The sequence below is a fragment of the Kitasatospora sp. NPDC059973 genome, from assembly GCF_042737525.1.
Taxonomy (GTDB): domain Bacteria; phylum Actinomycetota; class Actinomycetes; order Streptomycetales; family Streptomycetaceae; genus Kitasatospora.
In genome coordinates this window covers 113101-134320 of the sequence record NZ_JBHWUI010000003.1, presented here as the reverse complement: position 1 = coordinate 134320, position 21220 = coordinate 113101, and the positions used below count along the sequence as shown (strand labels likewise).

Below are 21220 nucleotides of genomic sequence, written 5' to 3'. Positions count from 1 at the left end.
GCACGGTGGTACGGCGACGTACTCAGAGCCCGAGCTGGTTGTCGATGAAGTCGAACATGTCGTCGTCACTGGCCGATTGGATCGTCTCGGCGACCGAGGCACCCTCGTCCCCCTCGCCGGACCCGGCGGTGTCGCTCAGCGCCGAGAGGATGTCCTTGAGCCGCGCCGTCACCCGGGCCCGGGCGGCCTCGTCGCCCAGGAGCTCGGTGACCGAGGCTTCGAGCCGGTCGAGTCCGGAGTACGCCGCCAAGGCGCCCGACACCTCGGCGACCGACCCGAAGGTCTCCTGGGCCAGGAAGTCGGCCAGGGCCGTCGGGCTCGGGTAGTCGAAGACCGCCGTGGCCGGCAGCCGCAGGCCGGTGGCGCTGTTCAGCCGGTTGCGCAGTTCGACGGCGGTGAGCGAGTCGAACCCGACGTCCCGGAAGGAACGTTCGGCGTCCAGACTGCCCGGACCGGCCATCCCCAGCACCAGGGCGGCCTGCGACAGCACCAGCTCCCGCACCACCTCCCGCTGCTCGTCCGGCCCCAGCCCGGCCAACCGCGCGGCCAGGGTGCTCCGACCGTCGGCGGCAGGCTCCGCGACCGATCGACGGGCCGACCCACCGGCCCGCGATCCGCGCACCAGACCGGACAGCAGCGGCGGGACCTCGCCGGATCCCCTCAGGGCGGCCACGTTCAACTCCGCCGCCACGAAGAGTGCTTCGGTCCGACCGACGGCCGCCTCCAGGACGGCGAGCCCACGCGCGTCGGACAGTGGCCGCAGACCCTGCCGGCCCATCCGGCGGCGGTCCGCCTCCGAGAGCTCACCTGCCATGCCGTTCTCCCACGGGCCCCACGCCAACGACACCCCCGGCAGACCCTCGTACCGCCGATGAGCGGCCAGCGCGTCCAGGAACGTGTTCCCCGCCGCGTAGTTCGCCTGACCCGCGTTACCGATCACACCCGCGATCGAGGAGAACAGGACGAACATGTCCAGGTCCAGCTCGCGCGTCAGCTCATGCAGATGCCACGCCGCGTCGACCTTCGGCCGCATCACCGCCGCCAACCGCTCCGGCGTCAGCGAGGCGACGAGCCCGTCGTCCAGAACACCCGCCGCGTGGACGACACCCGTCAGCGGCACACCCGCGAGCGCGTCGGCGAGTTCCTCGCGATCGGCCACGTCACAGGCCACGACCGTGACCTCGACATCCAGGCCTTTCAGGTCGGCGACTAGCTCCGGCATTCCGGGGGCCTCGATGCCCCGACGTGACAGCAGGACCAGGTGCTCGGCCCGCCCGCTCTCCGCGAGGTGCCGCGCCACCAGACCGCCTAGCGCACCCGACGCACCGGTGATCAGCACCGTGCCCGGACGACCGGCCGAGTCGGCGGCAGGCGTCGACGGCACCCGCACCAGGCGGGGGACCCTTACCTGGCCGGCCCGCACCGCGAACTGCGCCTCACCCGAGGCCACACCCAGGCGAAGCACCTCTGCGGACATCTCGTCCACATCCGCCAAAACGATCCGGCCCGGATTCTCCGCCTGCGCCACCCGGACCAGACCCCACACCGGAGCCGCCACGACGTCCATCGGCGCCTCCGGCCCGGCGTCGACGGCCCGCTCGGTCACCACCAGCAGACGGGACCCGGACAGGGACTCCGCCGCCAGCCACTCCTGCACCAGACCCAGCACGTCAGCGGTTGTGCGACCAGCCGCAGCCGGGACCTCGTCCACGGCGTCCGGAACAACCCGCACCACCACCACCTCGGGCACGGCCTCCGCCGACGCCACCAGCGCCGCCAGATCCGGGAACGACTCCGCACCCGCCAGCTCCACCGTCCCGAGGACAGCCCACCGACCACCCTCCGTCGCGGCACCGTCCAGAGCAGCCGGAACCCACTCCACACCGAACAGGCCGTCGCTCGCGGGCGCCGCGGCACCCGCGAAAGGCCGCAGGACCACCGAACCGACCGAGGCGATCAACGCACCCGTGGCATCGGCCAGGGTCAGCGACACGCCCTCACCCGAAGGCGTGACCCGCACCCGGGCGGCCACCGCATCCGCGGCATGCACCACCACATCGCCCCAGGCGAACGGCACTTCCGGCCGCGCCAGGCGCTCGCCCGTGCCCACGATCACGTGCAGGGAGGCGTCCAGCAACGCGGGGTGCAGCCCGAACCCGGTCACGCCCACCCCGTCCGGCAGCGCGACCTCGGCGAACAGCTCCTCGCCACGCCGCCACGCCGCCCGCACCCCCTGGAACACCGGACCGTAGGCGAGACCGCTGTCGGCGAGCCCCGGGTAGAACCCGTCAAGATCCACCGCCTCGGCACCCGCCGGCGGCCACTGCGCCAGATCGCCGTGAACTTCGGCAGACGTGTCGGCCGGAGCGAGAACACCGGCGGCGTGCCGGGTCCACTCCTCCTCCTGCGCCGCTTCCTCGGCCTGGGCGTAAAGGGCCACCACGCGGCGGCCGGACTCGTCCGCCTCGTCGACCGTCACCTGCACCCGCGCTCCGCCCTGGGGCGGCAGCACCAGCGGCGCCTCGATCAGCAGCTCCTCGACCCGGGTGCAGCCGGCCTCGTCACCCGCGCGCACGGCCATCTCGACCAGCACGGCGCCGGGGACGACGACCTGCCCGGCGACCACATGATCGGCCAGCCAGGGCTGTGCGGCGAGTGACAGCCTTCCGGTCAGGACCACTCCGCCGGTGGCTGGCAGGGTGACCGCCGCGCCCAGCAGGGGGTGCCCTGCGCTCTCCAGGCCGAGGTCCTCGGCACGGCTACCCGCCGTCGCGGTCAGCCAGTAACGCTGCCGCTGGAAAGCGTAGGTGGGCAGGTCGACCTGCTGGGCACCGGTGTCCGCGTAGACCTGCTCCCAGGCAACCGGCACACCCCGCACGAAGAGCTTCGCGAGCGCGGTCATCAAGGCGCGGGGCTCGTCACGGCCGCGACGCAGGAGGGGGAGCCAGACCTCGGGCTCGGCCTGGTCGTCGGTACGGGTCTGCGGGCCCATGCCGGACAGCACACCGTCGGGGCCGATCTCCACGAACGTCCGGACGCCGGCGGCGCGAAGGGCCTGTGCGGCGTCGTGGAAGCGGACCGCCTCGCGAACGTGCTTCACCCAGTAGGCCGGGTCCGTGACCTCGTCGGTGACCTGGTGGCCGGTGAGGGCAGAGACCATCGTCAGCTTGGGAGTGCGGTAGCTGACGGCGGCGACGACGCGGGCGAACTCCTCCAGCATCGGCTCCATCAGCGGGGAATGGAAGGCGTGCGAGACCTGGAGACGCTTCGTGCGTGCGCCGGATGTGGCCAACTCGGTTGCCGCAGCCAGGACTTCATCCTCGACACCCGAGATCACCACGGCCTTGGGGCCGTTCACCGCGGCGATACCGACACCGGCCCGGCCCGCGATCGCTTCGAGAACCTGCTCCTCAGTCGCCTCGACGGCCACCATCGCACCACCGGACGGCAGTTGCTGCATCAGCCGACCACGCGCGGCCACCACCGCACAGGCGTCCTCCAGCGACCACACCCCCGCCACATGCGCCGCCGCCAGCTCACCGATCGAATGACCGGCCACCACCTGCGGGCCCACACCCCACGACTCCAGCAGACGGAACAGCGCCACCTCAACGGCGAACAGCGCGGGCTGCGCCCACCCCGTCTCGTCGATCGGGCCCTCACCCCGGATCACACCCGCCAGGGAACCGTCCACGTGCTCGGCCAGACCCGCACACACCGCGTCGAAGGCGTCGGCGAACACCGGGAACGCCTGGTAGAGGCCCTGCCCCATGCCAACGCGCTGCGCACCCTGACCGGTGAACACGAACCCGACCCTGCCCGCACCCCCCACGGACCCGGTCACCACACCGGGGACCTCGCGGCCCTCGGCCAACGCCGCAAGACCCGCCAGCAACTCCTCGCGGTCCGCACCGAGGACCACCGCCCTCTGCTCGAGCGCCGCCCGCGACACCGCCGACGACCAACCCACGTCCAGGTCATCAGCATCAGAGCGCTCAACGAACGCCGCCAACCGCTCCGCTTGCCCGGCAAGACCCTCCGCCGACCGCGCCGAGAGGAACCACGGCACCACCGGCAGGTCAACACCACCGGAACCGGAGCCCGAAGTGTCCTGGTCCGGCGCCTGCTCGATGATCACGTGCGCATTGGTCCCGGAGAACCCGAAGGACGAAACACCCGCGCGCCGGGGATGCCCGGCATCCGGCCACGGCACCGCTTCGGTCACCAGTCGGACCGCGCCCGACTCCCAGTCGATCCGCGAGGACGGCTCATCCGCGTGCAGCGTCGCCGGCACCACGCCGTGCTGCATCGCGGCGACCATCTTGATGATCCCTGCGGCACCGGCGGCGGCCTGCGCGTGACCGATGTTGGACTTCACGGACCCCAGCAGCAGCGGCCGGTCCTGCGGCCGGTCCTGGCCGTAGGTCGCCAGCAACGCCTGCGCCTCGATCGGATCACCCAACCTGGTCCCGGTGCCGTGGCCCTCGACCACGTCCACCTCGCTAGCCGACAGACCGGCGTTGGCCAGGGCCGCCCGGATCACCCGCTGCTGCGACGGCCCGTTCGGCGCCGTCAGACCGTTGGACGCACCGTCCTGGTTGACCGCCGTACCGGCGACCACGGCCAGGATGCGGTGCCCGTTGCGCAGCGCGTCGGACATGCGCTCCACCACCAGGACGCCGACGCCCTCGCCCCACCCGGTGCCGTCCGCGGACTCCGCGTAGGCCTTGCACCGGCCGTCGGCCGCAAGACCGCGCTGCCGCGAGAAGTCGATGAACGTACCGGGCGTCGACATCACCGTCACACCACCCGCCAGCGCGAGCGAACTCTCCCCCGAGCGCAGCGACTGGCAAGCCAGGTGCAGCGCCACCAGCGACGACGAACACGCCGTGTCCACCGTCACCGCCGGACCCTCCAGCCCCAGCGCATACGCCACCCGCCCCGAGGCCACCGAACCCGTGCCCCCCGTCCCCAGATACCCCTCGACCTCCTCCGGCACGAAGTGCGACGGCAGGTAGTCGTGATAGAAGAGCCCCGAGAACACCCCCGTCGCGCTGCCCCGCAGCCCCGTCGGGTCGATCCCCGCGTCCTCCAACGCCTCCCACGACGCCTCCAGCAACAACCGCTGCTGCGGATCCGTCGCCACCGCCTCACGCGGACTGATCCCGAAGAACTCCGCGTCGAACTCGGCAGCGTCGTAGAGGAATCCGCCTTCACCGGACACGCTCTTGCCCACCGCGTCCGGATCCGGATCGACCACGTCGCCGGGCCAGCCGCGGTCGGTCGGGAAGAGGCCGATCGCGTCCCCGCGCGACTCCAGCAGCTCCCAGAACTCACCTGGCGACGACACCCCGCCCGGGAACCGGCACGCCATTCCGACGATCACCACGCGGTCGTCCTCGGCCGACGCGCGTCGGACCACGGACCGTGCGGAGCCCGCCGACACGGGCTCGGCCCCACCGACCAGCTCGCCCACCAGGTGGCCGACCAGGGCCGCCGGTGTCGGGTAGTCGAACACGATCGTCGCCGAGAGCCGCAGACCCGTCACATTGTTCAGTCGGCTGCGCAGTTCGACGGCGGTGAGCGAGTCGAACCCGACGTCCCGGAAGGAACGTTCGGCGTCCAGGCCGGCCGGTCCGGCCATCCCCAGCACCAGAGCGGCCTGCGACAGCACCAGCTCCCGCACCACCTCCCGCTGCTCGTCCGGCCCCAGCCCGGCCAGCCGCGCGGCCAACGCGTTCTGGGCGCCGACGGCGGCCCGGCCCGCCGAGCGGCGGGTACGCGAGCCTTGGTGCCCGGCGCGGACCAGACCGGTCAGCAGCGGCGGCACCTCGCCGGAGTTCCGCAGAGCCGCCAGGTCCAGCCTGGCCGTCACCACGAGCGGTGCGGCGGCGCGAGCGGCCGCGTCGAGCATGCCGAGCCCGTCCGACGCGGGCAGCGGCCTCAGCCCCTGACGGGACAGCCGGCGCCAGTCGGCGTCGGTGAGACCGCCGGCCATGCCGTTCTCCCACGGGCCCCACGCCAGCGACACCGCGGCCAGGCCCTCGTGCCGCCGGTGAGCGGCCAGGGCGTCCAGGAACGTGTTCCCCGCCGCGTAGTTCGCCTGACCCGGGTTGCCCCAGACGCCGGCCACCGAGGAGAACAGGACGAACATGTCGAGGTCCAGGTGACGGGTCAGCTCGTGCAGGTGCCAGGCGGCGTCGACCTTCGGCCGCATCACCGCCGCCAACCGCTCCGGGGTCAGCGAGGCGACGAGCCCGTCGTCGACGATCCCGGCCGCGTGGACGACACCCGTCAGCGGCACACCCGCGAGCGCGTCGGCGAGTTCCTCGCGATCGGCCACGTCACAGGCCACGACCGTGGCATCGACATCCAGGCCCTTCAGGTCGGCGACCAGCTCCGGCATTCCGGGGGCCTCGATGCCCCGACGCGACAGCAGGACCAGGTGCTCGGCCCGCCCGCTCTCCGCGAGGTGCCGCGCCACCAGACCGCCCAACGCACCCGACGCGCCGGTGATCAGCACCGTGCCCGGACGACCGGCCGAGTCGGCGGCAGGCGTCGACGGCACCCGCATCAACCTGGGTACACGCACCTGGCCGGCCCGCACGGCGAACTGCGGCTCACCGGAGGCCACACCCAGGCGCAGCACCTCCATAGAGGCGTCCTCGACATCGGCGAGAACGATCCGGTCCGGGTTCTCCGCCTGCGCCACCCGGACCAGACCCCACACCGGAGCAGCCGCGACGTCCATCGACTCCTCCGGCCCGGCGTCGACGGCCCGCTCGGTCACCACCAGCAGACGGGACCCGACCAGGGACTCCGCCGCCAGCCACTCCTGCACCAGACCCAGCACGTCAGCGGTTGTGCGACCGGCCGCAGCCGGGACATCACCCGGCTCCGGCGCAACCCGCACCACCACCACGTCGGGCACGGCCTCCGCCGACGCCACCAGCGCCGCCAGATCCGGGAACGACTCCGCACCCGCCAGCTCCGCCCTGCCGAGGACAGCCCACCGACCACCCTCCGTCTCCGCGTCGGCCAGGGCAGCCGGAACCCACTCCACACCGAACAGGTCACCATGAGCCGGCGCCGCCACCGCTGCGAAGGGCCGCAGGACCACCGAACCCACCGAGGCGATCAACCCACCCGTGGCATCGGCCAGCGCCAGCGACACGCCCTCACCCGAAGGCGTGACCCGCACCCGGGCAGCCACCGCATCCGCGGCATGGACGACCACATCGCCCCAGGCGAACGGCACTTCCGGCCGCGCCAGGCGCTCGCCCGTACCCACGATCACGTGCAGGGAGGCGTCCAGCAGAGCGGGGTGCAGTCCGAACCCGGTCACGCCCACCCCGTCCGGCAGCGCGACCTCGGCGAACAGCTCCTCGCCACGCCGCCACGCCGCCCGCACCCCCTGGAACACCGGACCGTAGGCGAGACCGCTGGCGGCCAGCGCCGGGTAGAAGCCTTCGAGGTCCACCGCCTCGGCACCCGCCGGCGGCCACTCGGTCAGCGCCTCCCCCGCCTCCGGCGCGACCGGCGTCAGCGTGCCCGACGCATGACGGGTCCACTCCTCCGCGAACGCCGCGTCCTCGGCCTGGGCGTAGACGGCCACGGCACGGCGGCCGGACTCGTCCGCCTCGTCCACCGTGACCTGCACCCGGACCGCGCCCTGCGGCGGGAGCACCAACGGTGCCTCGATCACCAGTTCCTCGACCCGCCCGCACCCGGTCTCGTCCCCGGCCCGCACGGCCATCTCGACCAGCGCCGTCCCCGGCAGGACCACCTGCCCGGCGACCACGTGATCGGCCAGCCACGGTTGTCCGGTCAGCGACAGCCGCCCGGTCAGCACGAGACCCCCACTGGCCGGCAGGGTCACCGCCGCGCCCAGCAGCGGATGACGCGCCGGTGACTGGCCCAGGCCGGCCGCGTCCACCGCAGCGGCAGCGGCGGGCAGCCAGTGACGCTGCCGCTGGAAGGCATAGGTGGGCAGGTCGATCCGCTGGGCGTCGGTGCCCGCGAAGACCTCGCCCCACGCGACCGCCAGACCGCGCACGAAGAGCTTCGCGAGGGCGGTGAGCAGAGCGCGGGATTCGTCACGGCCCCGGCGCAGCAGCGGCAGCCAGACCTCGGCGGCTGCCTCGCCCTCGGTGTCGATCCGGGTCTGCGGGCCCATACCGGACAGCACACCGTCGGGGCCGATCTCCACGAACGTCCGGACGCCGGCCGCACGCAGGGACTGCGCGGCGTCGTGGAAGCGAACCGCCTCGCGAACGTGCTTCACCCAGTAGGCCGGGTCCGTGACCTCGTCCGTCACCGGGAGACCGGTCAGGGCGGAAACCATCGCCAGCTTGGGCACGCGGTAGCTCACGGCGGCGACGACGCCGGCGAACTCCTCCAGCATCGGCTCCATCAGCGGGGAATGGAACGCGTGCGAGACCTGGAGACGCTTCGTCCGAGCGCCGGACGCGGCCAACTCGGCTGCCGCAAAGAGCACTTCGTCCTCGACGCCGGAGATCACCACAGCCTTGGGGCCGTTCACCGCGGCGATACCGACACCGGCCCGGCCCGCGATCGCTTCGAGAACCTGCTCCTCAGTCGCCTCGACGGCCACCATCGCACCACCGGACGGCAGTTGCTGCATCAGCCGGCCACGCGCGGCCACTACAGCGCAGGCGTCCTCCAGCGACCACACCCCCGCCACATGCGCCGCCGCCAGCTCACCGATCGAATGACCGGCCACCACCTGGGGGCCCACACCCCACGACTCCAGCAAACGGAACAGCGCCACCTCAACGGCGAACAGCGCGGGCTGCGCCCACCCCGTCTCGTCGATCGGGCCCTCACCCCGGATCACACCCGCCAGCGAACCGTCCACGTGCTCGGCCAGCCCCGCACACGCCGCGTCGAAGGCCTCGGCGAACACCGGGAAGGCGGCATACAAGCCCTGCCCCATACCGACGCGCTGCGCACCCTGACCGGTGAACACGAACCCGACCTTGCCCGCACCACCCACCGACCCGGTCACCACACCGGGGACCTCACGGCCCCCGGCCAGCGCCGCAAGACCGGCCAGCAACTCCTCGCGGTCCGAGCCCAGCACCACCGCCCGCTGCTCCAGTGCCGCCCGCGACACCGCCAACGACCAACCCACGTCCAGGACATCAGCATCGGAGCGCTCAACGAACGCCGCCAACCGCTCCGCCTGCCCGGCAAGACCCTCCGCCGATCGCCCCGAGAGGAACCACGGCACCACCGGCAGGTCGACACCACCGGAACGGGCGACCGGGGCATCCTGCTCCGGCGCCTGCTCGATGATCACGTGCGCATTGGTCCCGGAGAACCCGAACGAGGACACGCCCGCGCGCCGGGGATGCCCGGCATCCGGCCACGGCTGCGCCTCGGTGACCAGCCGGACCGCGCCCGACTCCCAGTCCACGTGCGAGGACGGCGCGTCCACATGCAGGGTCGCCGGCAACACACCGCGCTGCATCGCCGCGACCATCTTGATGACACCCGCCACACCGGCGGCCGCCTGGGCGTGGCCGATGTTGGACTTCACGGACCCCAGCAGCAGCGGCCGGTCCTCCGGTCGCCCCTGGCCGTAGGTCGCCAGCAACGCCTGCGCCTCGATCGGATCACCCAACCTGGTCCCGGTGCCATGGGCCTCGACCACGTCCACCTCGGCCGCGGACAACCCGGCGCCGGCCAGCGCGGCCCGGATCACCCGCTGCTGCGACGGGCCGTTCGGGGCGGTGAGACCGTTGGACGCACCGTCCTGGTTGACCGCCGTACCGGCCACCACCGCGAGCACCTTGTGACCGTTGCGCCGCGCGTCCGACAGCCGCTCCAGCACCAGGACGCCGACGCCCTCGCCCCACCCGGTGCCGTCCGCGGACTCCGCGAACGCCTTGCACCGGCCGTCGGCGGCCAGACCGCCCTGCCGGGTGAAGTCGATGAAGGTGCCGGGCGTCGACATCACGTTGACGCCGCCGGCGAAGGCCAGCGTGCTCTCGCCCGAGCGCAGCGACTGGCAGGCCAGGTGCAGCGCCACCAGCGACGAGGAGCACGCCGTGTCCACCGTCACCGCCGGGCCCTCCAGCCCCAGCGCGTACGCCACCCGCCCGGAGGCGACCCCGCCCGAGCCGCCGGTGCCGGCATAGCCCTCGACGTTCTCGGACACCGCGCCGAACGGCAGGTAGTCGTGGTAGATCAGGCCGGCGAAGACGCCGGTCGCGGAGCCGCGCAGTGTGTTCGGGTCGATCCCGGCGTCCTCCAGCGCCTCCCACGACGTCTCCAGCAGCAGTCGCTGCTGCGGGTCCATCGCGATGGCCTCACGCGGGCTGATCCCGAAGAACCCGGCGTCGAACTCCCCGGCGTCGTAGAGGAATCCGCCCTCGCCGGACAGGCTCTTGCCGACCGCCTCCGGGTCCGGATCGTGGACGTCCGGCGCCCAGCCTCGGTCCGTCGGGAACGGACCGATCGCGTCCCCGCGTGCCTCCAGCAGCTCCCAGAACTCGGTGGGGGACGACACCCCGCCGGGGAACCGGCATCCCATGCCGACGATGACCACCGGGTCCTCGTCGGCGGGCGCGCCGGCCGTGACCGCAGGCGCGGCCCCCGCCGGGCCGGGCTCGGCCGCGCCGACCAGCTCGCCCAGCATGAACCCGGCCAGCGCCGCCGGCGTCGGGTAGTCGAAGACCGTCGTCGCCGACAGGCGCAGGCCCGTCGCCGAGTTCAGCCGGTTGCGCAGTTCCACGGAGGTCAGCGAGTCGAAGCCGGTCTCGCGGAAGGCTCGGCCGGCCTCGATGCTCTCCGGTCCGGCCATGCCCAGCACCAGGGCGGCCTGCGCCGCGATCACGTCGAGGACGGCGGCGGTCCGCTCGGCGGGGTCAAGCGCCAGGAGCCTGGTGGTCAGCGCGTTCCGGCCGTCGGCGGCCGGACCGCCGGCCGTGCGCCGGGTGGGCGGGCCCGCATGCCCGGTTCGGACCAGACCGGACAGGAAGGGCGGGACCTCGCCCGAGCGGCGCAGGGCGGCGAGGTCCAGCTTGGCCGTCACCGTCAGGGCGTCGGCGGCGCGGGCCGCCGTGTCCAGCATGGCGAGGCCGTCGGCCGCGGGCAGCGGCTTCAGCCCCTGGCGGGACATCCGCTGCCAGTCGGCCCGGTCGAGCTTGGCGGTCATGCCGTGTTCCCACGGCCCCCACACCAGGGACGCGGCGGGCAGACCGGCCCGGCGGCGGGAGGCCGCCAGCGCGTCCAGGAAGGTGTTCCCGGCCGCGTAGTTGGCCTGGCCCGGGTTGCCCCAGACGCCGGCGATCGAGGAGAACAGGACGAACATGTCCAGGTCGAGGCCGCGGGTCAGCTCGTGCAGGTGCCAAGCCGCGTCGGCCTTCGGCCGCATCACCGCCGCCACCCGCTCCGGGCTCAGCGAGGCCGCGATCCCGTCGTCGACGATCCCGGCGGCGTGCACGACGCCCGTCAGCGGCACACCCGCCAGGACGGCCGCGAGCTCGTCGCGGTCGGCCACGTCGCAGGCCGCCACCGTGACCTCGGCGCCCAGCGCCTCCAGGTCGGCGACCAGCTCCGGCATCCCGGCGGCCTCGATGCCACGACGCGAGGCCAGCACCAGGTGCCCGGCCCGCCCGCTCTCGGCGAGGTGCCGGGCCACCAGACCGCCCAGCGCACCGGACGCGCCGGTCACCAGGACCGTGCCCGCCCCGGCGGCCGTCGCGGGCAGGGTCAGGACGACCTTGCCGATGTGCCGCGCCTGGCTCAGGAACCGGAAGGCGTCCACCGCGCGGCGTGCGTCCCAGCAGGCCACCGGCAGCGGCCGCAGGGCGCCCTCCTCGAACAGCAGGGTCAGCGACCGCAGCATCCGGCCGAGCACGTCCGGGTCCAGGTCCAGCAGGTCGAACGCCCGGTAGGCGACGCCGTGGTCGCGGCGCACCTGTTCCGGGTCACGGATGTCGGTCTTGCCCATCTCGACGAACCGGCCGCCCGCCCGGGTCAGCCGGAGCGACGCGTCCACGAACTCCCCGGCCAGGGAGTCCAGCACCACGTCCACCCCGTGGCCGGCGGACGCGGTCCGGAAGGTCTCCTCGAAGTCGGTCGTGCGGGACGACGCGACGTGCGACGCACTGACACCCAGTCCGCGCACCGCCGCCCACTTGGCGGGCGACGCGGTCGCGAACACCTCCGCCCCCAGCTGCCGGGCCAGTTGCACCGCCGCGATGCCCACGCCACCGGCGGCGGCGTGGACCAGCACCCGCTCGTCCCGCCGCAGGCCGGCCAGCTCCACCAGCGCGTACCAGGCGGTCAGGAACACCAGCGGCGCACCGGCCGCCTCCGCCATCGTCCATCCAAACGGCACCGGGGCCAGCAGCCGCTGGTCGGTCACCGCCTCGGTGGTGAACGCGCCCGTGAACAGGCCCATCACCGCATCGCCCGGCCGGAGCCCGGTCACGCCCGGACCGACCTCCAGCACGACACCGGCGCCCTCCAGACCCAGCCGGCCCGCGTCACCCGGGTACATGTCCAGCACGTTGAGCACGTCGCGGAAGTTCACGCCCGCCGCACGCAGGGCGACCCGCACCTGACCGGCGGCGAGCGCACCCGCCTCCTCGGCACCCAGCAGGGTGAGGTTCTCCAGCGTGCCGCGCTCGTGGAAGCCCAGGCTCCACACCCGCTCCGCCGGGACCGGCAACCCCTCCGCGACGCGCGCCAGCCGGGGCACCCGCAGCTGGCCGGCCCGCACCGCGAACTGCGGCTCACCGGAGGCCACACCCTGGCGCAGCACCTCCATGGAGGCGTCCTCGACATCGGCGAGGACGATCCGGTTCGGATTCTCCGCCTGCGCCACCCGGACCAGGCCCCACACCGGAGCGGCCGCGACCTCCGTCGGTGCCTCGGGACCGGCGTCGACGGCCCGCTCGGTCACCACCAGCAGACGGGACGCGGACAGGGAATCCGCCGCCAGCCACTCCTGCACCAGACCCAGCACACCGGCGGCTGTACGACGGGCCCCGGCCGGGACGTCACCCGGCTCCGGCACGACCCGTACCACCACGACCTCAGGAGCCGGCTCCGCCGACGCCACCAGCGCCGCCAGATCCGGGAACGACTCCGCACCCGGCAGTTCCATGGTCCCGAGGACGGCCCACCGGCCGCCCTCCGTTTCCGCGCCGTCCAGGGCAGCCGGGACCCACTCCACGCCGAACAGGCCGTCGCTCGCGGGTGCCGCGGCGCCCGCGAAGGGCCGCAGGACCAGCGAACCGACCGAGGCGATCAACGCGCCCGTCGCGTCGGCCAGCGTCAGCGACACGCCCTCACCGCTCAGCTCCGGGGTCACCCGGACCCGGGCCAGGGCGGCGCCGGTGGCATGCAGGTCGACGTTCCCCCAGGAGAACGGGACCTCAAGCCGGTCCCGGCGCTCGCCCGTCCCCACGATCACGTGCAGGGCGGCGTCCAGCAGGGCGGGGTGCAGCCCGAAGTCGGCGGCGCTGACGCCGTCCGGCAGCGCGACCTCGGCGAACAGCTCCTCGCCGCGCCGCCAGGCCGCCCGTATCCCCTGGAACGCCGGTCCGTAGGCGAGGCCGCTGGCGGCCAGCGCCGGGTAGAACCCTTCGAGGTCCACCGCCTCGGCGCCTGCCGGGGGCCACTCGGCCGGCAGGCTGTCGGCCGACGCCGTGGCGACCGACAGCGTGCCCGACGCATGCCGGGTCCACTCCCCGTCGGGCGCCGCCTCCTCGGCCTGGGCGTAGACACCGAGCTCCCGGCGACCGGACTCGTCCGGACCGTCCACCGTCACCTGGACCCGGACGCCACCCTGCGCAGGGAGGACCAGCGGCGCCTCGATGACCAGTTCCTCGACCCGGGTGCAGCCGGCCTCGTCGCCCGCGCGCACGGCCATCTCGACCAGCGCGGCGCCGGGGACGACGACCTGCCCGGCGACCACATGATCGGCCAGCCAGGGCTGTGCGGCGAGTGACAGCCTTCCGGTCAGGACGACGCCGCCGGTGGCCGGCAGGGTGACGGCGGCGCCGAGCAGCGGGTGTCCGGGGTTCTCCAGACCGAGGTCCTCGGCGCGGCTGCCCGCCGTCGCGGTCAACCAGTAACGCTGCCGCTGGAAGGCGTAGGTGGGCAGGTCGACCTGCTGGGCACCGGTGTCCGCGTAGACCTGCTCCCAGGCGACCGGCACACCGCGCACGAAGAGCTTCGCGAGCGCGGTCATCAAGGCGCGGGGCTCGTCACGGCCGCGACGCAGCAGCGGCAGCCAGACCTCGGGCTCGCCCTGGTCGTCGGTGCGGGTCTGCGGGCCCATGCCGGACAGCACGCCGTCGGGGCCGATCTCCACGAACGTCCGCACACCGGCGGCGCGAAGGGACTGCGCGGCGTCGTGGAAGCGAACGGCCTCGCGGACGTGCTTCACCCAGTAGGCCGGGTCCGTGACCTCGTCCGTCACAGGGAGGCCGGTCAGGGCGGAGACCATCGCCAGCTTGGGCACGCGGTAGCTCACGGCGGCGACGACGCGGGCGAACTCCTCCAGCATCGGCTCCATCAGCGGGGAATGGAAGGCGTGGGAAACCTGGAGACGCTTCGTGCGTGCGCCCGCCTGAGCCAACTGTTGGGCGGCCTGCAGCACTTCGTCCTCGACACCCGAGATCACCACGGCCTTGGGGCCGTTCACGGCCGCGATACCGACACCGGCCCGGCCCGCGATCCCTTCGAGAACCTGCTCCTCCGTCGCCTCGACGGCCACCATCGCACCACCGGACGGCAGCTGCTGCATCAGCCGGCCACGCGCGGCCACCACCGCACAGGCGTCCTCCAGCGACCACACCCCCGCCACATGCGCCGCGGCCAGCTCACCGATCGAATGACCGGCCACCACCTGCGGACTCACACCCCACGACTCCAGCAAACGGAACAGCGCCACCTCGACCGCGAACAGCGCGGGCTGCGCCCACCCCGTCTCGTCGATCGGGCCCTCACCCCGGATCACACCCGCCAGCGAACCGTCCAAATGCTCGGCTAGCCCCGCACACACCGCGTCGAAGGCCTCGGCGAACACCGGGAACGCCTGGTAGAGGCCCTGCCCCATACCGACGCGCTGCGCACCCTGGCCGGTGAACACGAACCCGACCTTGCCCGCACCCCCCACGGACCCGGTCACCACACCGGGAACCTCACGGCCCCCGGCCAGCGCCGCAAGACCCGCCAGCAACTCCTCGCGGTCCGAGCCCAGCACCACCGCCCGCTGCTCCAACGCCGCCCGCGACACCGCCAACGACCAACCAGCGTCCAGGACATCAGGATCAGCACGCTCAACGAACGCCGCCAACCGCTCCGCCTGACCGGCAAGACCCTCCGCCGACCGCGCCGAAAGGGACCACGGCACCACCGGCAGGTCGACACCATCGGCGCGGGTGACCGGAGCATCCTGCACCGGCGCCTGCTCGATGATCACGTGCGCATTGGTCCCGCTGATGCCGAACGACGACACACCCGCGCGTCGCGGCCGCTCCTCGGAGTGCGGCCAGGCCACCGCCGATGTCGCCAGCCGGACCGCGCCCGCCTCCCAGTCCACGTGCGAGGAGGGTTCCTCGGCGTGCAGCGTCTGGGGCACCTGCTCGTGCTGCAGGGCGAGCACCATCTTGATCACGCCCGCGACACCCGAGGACCACTGGGTGTGCCCGATATTGGACTTCAGCGAGCCGAGCAGCAGCGGCCGGTCCTGCGGCCGGTCCTGGCCGTACGTCGCCAGCAGCGCCTGCGCCTCGATCGGGTCACCCAGCCTGGTCCCGGTGCCGTGCCCCTCGACCACGTCCACCTCGGCCGCGGACAACCCGGCGCCGGCCAGCGCGGCCCGGATCACCCGCTGCTGCGACGGCCCGTTCGGCGCCGTCAGACCGTTGGACGCACCGTCCTGGTTCACCGCCGAACCCCGCACCACCGCGAGCACCCTGTGCCCGTTGCGCAGCGCGTCCGACAACCGCTCCAGCACGACGATGCCGGCGCCCTCGGCCATGCCCATGCCGTCGGCCTGCTCCGAGTACGCCTTGCAGCGGCCGTCCGCCGCGAGGCCCTGCTGTCGGCTGAACCAGGCGAGCCACGCCGTGGTGGCGTGCACGGTGACGCCGCCCGCCAGCGCCAGCGAGCACTCCCCCGACCGCAGCGACTGGCTTGCCAGGTGCAGTGCCACCAGGGAGGACGAGCACGCCGTGTCGACGGTGAGCGCCGGCCCTTCGAGGCCGAGCGTGTAGGCCACCCGGCCGGAGATCACGCTGGGCGCGATGCCCGACTGGAGGTGCCCTTCGAGCTCCTCGGGCGCGTTGGCGCCGTAGCCGGACGAGGAGGCGCCCACGAAGACGCCGGTCGCCGAGCCGCGCAGCCGCCTGGGGTCGATGCCCGCCCGCTCGAAGGCCTCCCAGGACAGTTCGAGGAGCAGCCGCTGCTGCGGGTCCATCGCCAGCGCCTCACGCGGGCTGATCCCGAAGAACCCGGCGTCGAACTCCCCGGCTCCGGTGATGAATCCGCCGCCGCGCGTGTAGAAGGTGCCGGCTCGCTCCGCGTCCAGGTCGAAGAGCTGCGAGAGGTCCCAGCCGCGGTCGGTGGGGAGTTCGCCGACCGCGTCGCCGCCGGTGGCCAGCAGGTCCCAGAGCTGCTCGGGGGCGCTGACGTCACCGGGGAGGCGGCAGCTCATCGCCACGATCGCGATCGGCTCGTCGGCGGCCGCTGCCGTCCGGGCCGCCGCCGTGGTGTCGTCGGTGTGCCCCAGCGTCTGCGCCCGCAGGTACTCGGACAGCGCCACCGGGGTCGGGTAGTCGAAGATCAGTGTGGTGGGCAGCCGCAGGGCGACCGCGCTGCTCAGCCGGTTGCGCAGCTCGACCCCGGTCACCGAGTCGAAGCCGAGTTCCTTGAAGGTGTGCGCGGGGTCGAGCGCCTGCGCGGAGGGGTGTCCGAGGACGGCCGCGGCGTGCGCCGCGATCAGGTCGAGGACCACCTGGTCCTGCTCGGGCCGCGACAGGCCCGTGAGCCGGCGCAGCAAGCCGTCGGCGGCGTCGAGCGGGGGTGCCCCGGCCGTGTCGTCCGCCGCGTGCGGCAGCTCCATCACCTGCGCGGAGGGGCCGCTGTCGAGCCAGAAGCGCTTGTGCCGGAAGGCGTACGTCGGCAGCTCCACCGGCCTCCCGGTGGGCAGGACCGCACGCCAGTCCACCGGCACGCCGTGCACGGAGGCGCGGGCCAGGCCCGTCACCAGGCTCGTGGTGCCTTCGTCGTCGCGCCGCTGGAGCGGGACGAAGACGGGCTCGTCCTTCGCGGTGCCGGCCGCGATGTCCGCGCCGAGCGAGGAGAGTGACCCGTCGGGGCCGACCTCGATGAACACCGAGACGCCCTCGCGGGCCAGCGCGGCGACCGCGTCGGCGAAGCGCACCGCCTGGCGGGTCTGGGCCGGCCAGTAGCCCGCCTCGGGCTCGGTGACCAGCTCACCGGTGAGCGCGCCCGCCCACATCATGTTCGGCCGGTGGTACTCCAACCCGGCCGCGACGGCGGTGAGTTCGTCCAGCACCGGGTCCATCGCCGGCGAGTGGAAGGCGTGCGAGACCCGCAGCCGCCGCACCCGGCGACCCCGCCCCCGCCACAGCTCCACCACCTGATCGACGGCCTCGACCTCACCCGAAACCACCACGGACTCCGGGCCGTTGACCGCCGCGATCACCACCCCGGGCACCAGCTCCGCCAGCACCTCGGCCTCCGGCGCGTTCACCGCAGCCATCGCCCCGCCCGCCGGCAGCGCCTGCATCAACCGCGCCCGCGCCGCCACCAGCCGCGAGGCCTCGGACAGCGACAGCACCCCGGCCACATACGCGGCCGCGACCTCGCCCACCGAATGACCCACCACCGCGTCCGGCGTCACGCCCGCGGCCTCCAGCACCGCCGCGACAGCGACCTCGAAGGCGAACAGCCCGGCCTGCGCGTACAAGGTCTGGTTCGCCAGCGACTCGTCCACACCCTCGGCGCCGAGCACGACGTCCCGGACCGAGACACCCAACTCCAGCTCCAGCAGCCCGGACACCCGGTCGAAGACCTCGGCGAAGACCGCACTGCCCTCATAGAGGCCCCGGCCCATCCCGACCCACTGCGAACCCTGACCCGCGAAGACCAGACCCACCCGGGCACCCGGCCGCGCCACACCCGACACCACCGAAGCCGAGGGCGTCCCGGCAGCCAGGCTCTCCAGGCCGGCCACCAGCTCGGCGCGCTCGGCCCCGAGCACCACCGCCCGGTGCTCGAACGTCGCCCGGGTGGTCGCCAGCGACGCCGCCAGGTCCACCGGTTCCACCGACGGCCGGGCCGTCACCCAGTCGCGCAGCCGCTCCGCCTGGGCCGTCAGCCCCTCGGCCGACCGGCCCGACACCAGCCACGCACCGGCGCCCGGGAGGACCGGCGCCAGGTGGGGCACCTCGGCGGTCTCGACAGTCGGCGGTGCCTCCTCCAGGACGACGTGGACGTTGGTCCCGCTGATCCCGAACGCCGACACGCCCGCGCGCCGCGTGTGCTCCCCGGCGGGCCACGGCACCGGCTCGGCCAGCAGCCGCACCTCACCCGCCGACCAGTCCACCCGCGGCGACGGCTCCTCCGCGTGCAGCATCGCGGGCAACTCGCCGTGCTGGAGCGCCAGCACCATCTTGATCACCCCGGCCACACCGGCGGCCGCCTGGGTGTGCCCGATGTTGGACTTCACCGAGCCGAGCCACAGCGGCCGGCCCTCCGGGCGCTCCCGGCCGTAGGTGGCGAGCAGTGCGCCCGCCTCGATCGGGTCGCCGACCCGGGTGCCCGTGCCGTGTGCCTCCACCGCGTCGACGTCGGCGGCGGACAGGCTCGCGTTCGCCAGGGCGCGGCGGATGACCGCCTGCTGGGCGCGGCCGTTCGGGGCGGTCAGGCCGTCGCTGGTCCCGTCGGAGTTGATCGCCGAGCCGCGCAGCACGGCCAGCACGGAGTGGCCGTTGCGCAGGGCGTCGGACAGCCGCTCCAGGACGATCAGGCCGGCGCCCTCGGACCAGACGGTGCCGTCGGCGGCGGCCGAGAACGGGCGGCAGACGCCGTCCGAGGACAGCGCCCGCAGCCCGCTGAACGCGACGAAGTTCCCCGGGGTGGCCATCACGGACACGCCGCCGGCGAGCGCCAGCGAGCACTCGCCGGACCGCAGCGCCTGCACGGCGAGGTGGATGGCGACCAGGGAGCTGGAGGCGGAGGTGTCCACCGTGAGGGACGGCCCGTGCAGCCCGAGCAGGTAGGAGATCCGGCCGGACATCACGCTGGTCGTGGTGCCGGTGAGCAGGTAGCCCTTCACGCCCTCCGGCGCCTCCTGCAGCCGGGGGCCGTACTCCCTCGGCTCGGCGCCCACGAACACGCCGGTCCGGGTGCCCCGGATCGCGGACGGGGTGATGCCGGAGCGCTCCAGGGCCTCCCACGAGGTCTCCAGCAGCAGCCGCTGCTGCGGGTCCATCGCCAGCGCCTCGCGCGGCGGGATGCCGAAGAAGGCGGCGTCGAAACCGGCGGCGTCGTCGAGGAAACCGCCCCGGGTGAGGTAGGTCCTCCCGGCGCTCTCCGGGTCGGCGTCGTAGAGGGATTCGAGGTTCCAGTTCCGGTCCGCGGGGAAGTCGGAGAGGGCGTCCCGGCGTTCGGCCAGCAGACTCCACAGGTCCTCGGGCGAACGGACCCCGCCGGGGTAGCGGCAGCTCATGCCGACGATCGCCAACGGCTCCGCACCGGCTGCGGCACGTTCCGTCAGGGCCGGCCCATCAGTCTCGTTCACAAATCCCTCGGCATTCCGGAGTCTGGGAGTGCGATACCTGGTCGAATGTCTTTCAGCCAAGGAGAAACAGCAATGCAAAAGGGCTGAACAGAACGGCCGCACAGAAAGCTGCGTCGAAGAACCGCACTGGAGCTGTGCGAGGAAATCCGGGAAATGGCCCGCCGGAGCCCCCGACGGTCAGGATATGAGCCGCTCCGTCCGGAGGACCACGTGTTCAACCGAGAAAGGCGCGCCGGTTGATCGGCGCGCCTTTCCGTTCGGCCGGGGAGTCCCGGTACCGCTCACCCTCGGGCGACGGCGTCCTTCTCCGGGGCGGCCGCGGCGAGTTCGGGCGAGTCCAGCCGCATCGTGGTCGGCCCCTCGCGGCGGTCCGCGACCAGGTGCAGGCGCTGGACGCCCTCCCCGGCGGGCTCGCCGAGGACGGCCTGGCAGGCGCAGGGGTCGTCGGCGAAGCCCGCGAACCGGTAGGCGATGTCCATCATGCGGTTGCGCTCGGTGCGCCGGAAGTCGGCGACGAGGTGGGCGCCGGAGCGGGCCGCCTGGTCGATCAGCCAGTTGAGGATGACCGCGCCGGCACCGAAGGTCACCACGCGGCACGAGGTCGCGAGGAGCTTGAGGTGCCACAGATCCGCGTGGCGCTCCAGGAGGAGCACGCCCACGGCGCCGTGCGGACCGAAGCGGTCGGTGAGGTTGACGGTCAGGACCTCGTGGTCCGGGTCGACCAGCAGCGCGCGCAGCGCGGCGTCCGAGTAGTGGACGCCGGTCGCGTTCATCTGGCTGGTGCGCAGGGTCAGTTCCTCGACCCGGGAGATGTCCTCCTGGTCGGCGCGCTTGATCTCCATGACGAGGTCGAGGGTGCGCAGGAACTCCTCGTCGGGGCCGCTGAAGGTGTCCTTCTCGGCGTCCCGGCGGAAGCTCGCCTGGTACATCTCCCGGCGGCGCCGGGCGTCGACCGTGACGATCTCGGGGCTGAACTCGGGCAGTGCGGTCAGCTCGGCCGCCTGCTCGGCCGGGTAGCAACGGATGTCGGGCGCGTGGTAGTTGACCTCGGCGCGCTCGGTGGGCAGGTCGTCGATGAAGGCGACGGCCGTCTCCGCGAAGTTCAGCCGCTCGGCGATCAGCCTGACCGCGTCGGACTTTCGCCCCCACCCGATCTGGGGATGCACGAAGTACTCGGCGAGGCCCAGGTCTTCGAGCCGCTTCCAGGCGAGGTCGTGGTCGTTCTTGCTCGACACCGAGTGCAGGACTCCCCTGGAGTCGAGCTCGACGATGGTGTCGTGGATTCCGGGGAACAGTTCGACGGTCGGGTCCTCCAGCAACGTGCCGTCCCAGACGGTGTTGTCCAGGTCCCAGACCAGGCACTTCACGAGGGTTGGCTTCTCAGCCACGGGGGTCTCCTACCAG

2 protein-coding genes are annotated in these 21220 nt (G+C 73.3%); both read right to left on the bottom strand.

Translation table 11 applies throughout. The features are described 5' to 3' along the window. Window positions 1–22: 22 nt before the first annotated feature. The gene (locus ACFWA9_RS01645) at window positions 23–19816 is read right to left on the bottom strand and encodes an SDR family NAD(P)-dependent oxidoreductase (protein WP_380382322.1); all 19794 of its coding nucleotides are present in this window, start codon (window positions 19814–19816) and stop codon (window positions 23–25) included. A gap of 281 nt (window positions 19817–20097) precedes the next feature. Beyond that, entirely contained in the window at window positions 20098–21204 is a 1107-nt protein-coding gene (locus ACFWA9_RS01640) for an HAD-IIIC family phosphatase (protein WP_380382320.1), read from the bottom strand. Window positions 21205–21220: the final 16 nt, after the last annotated feature.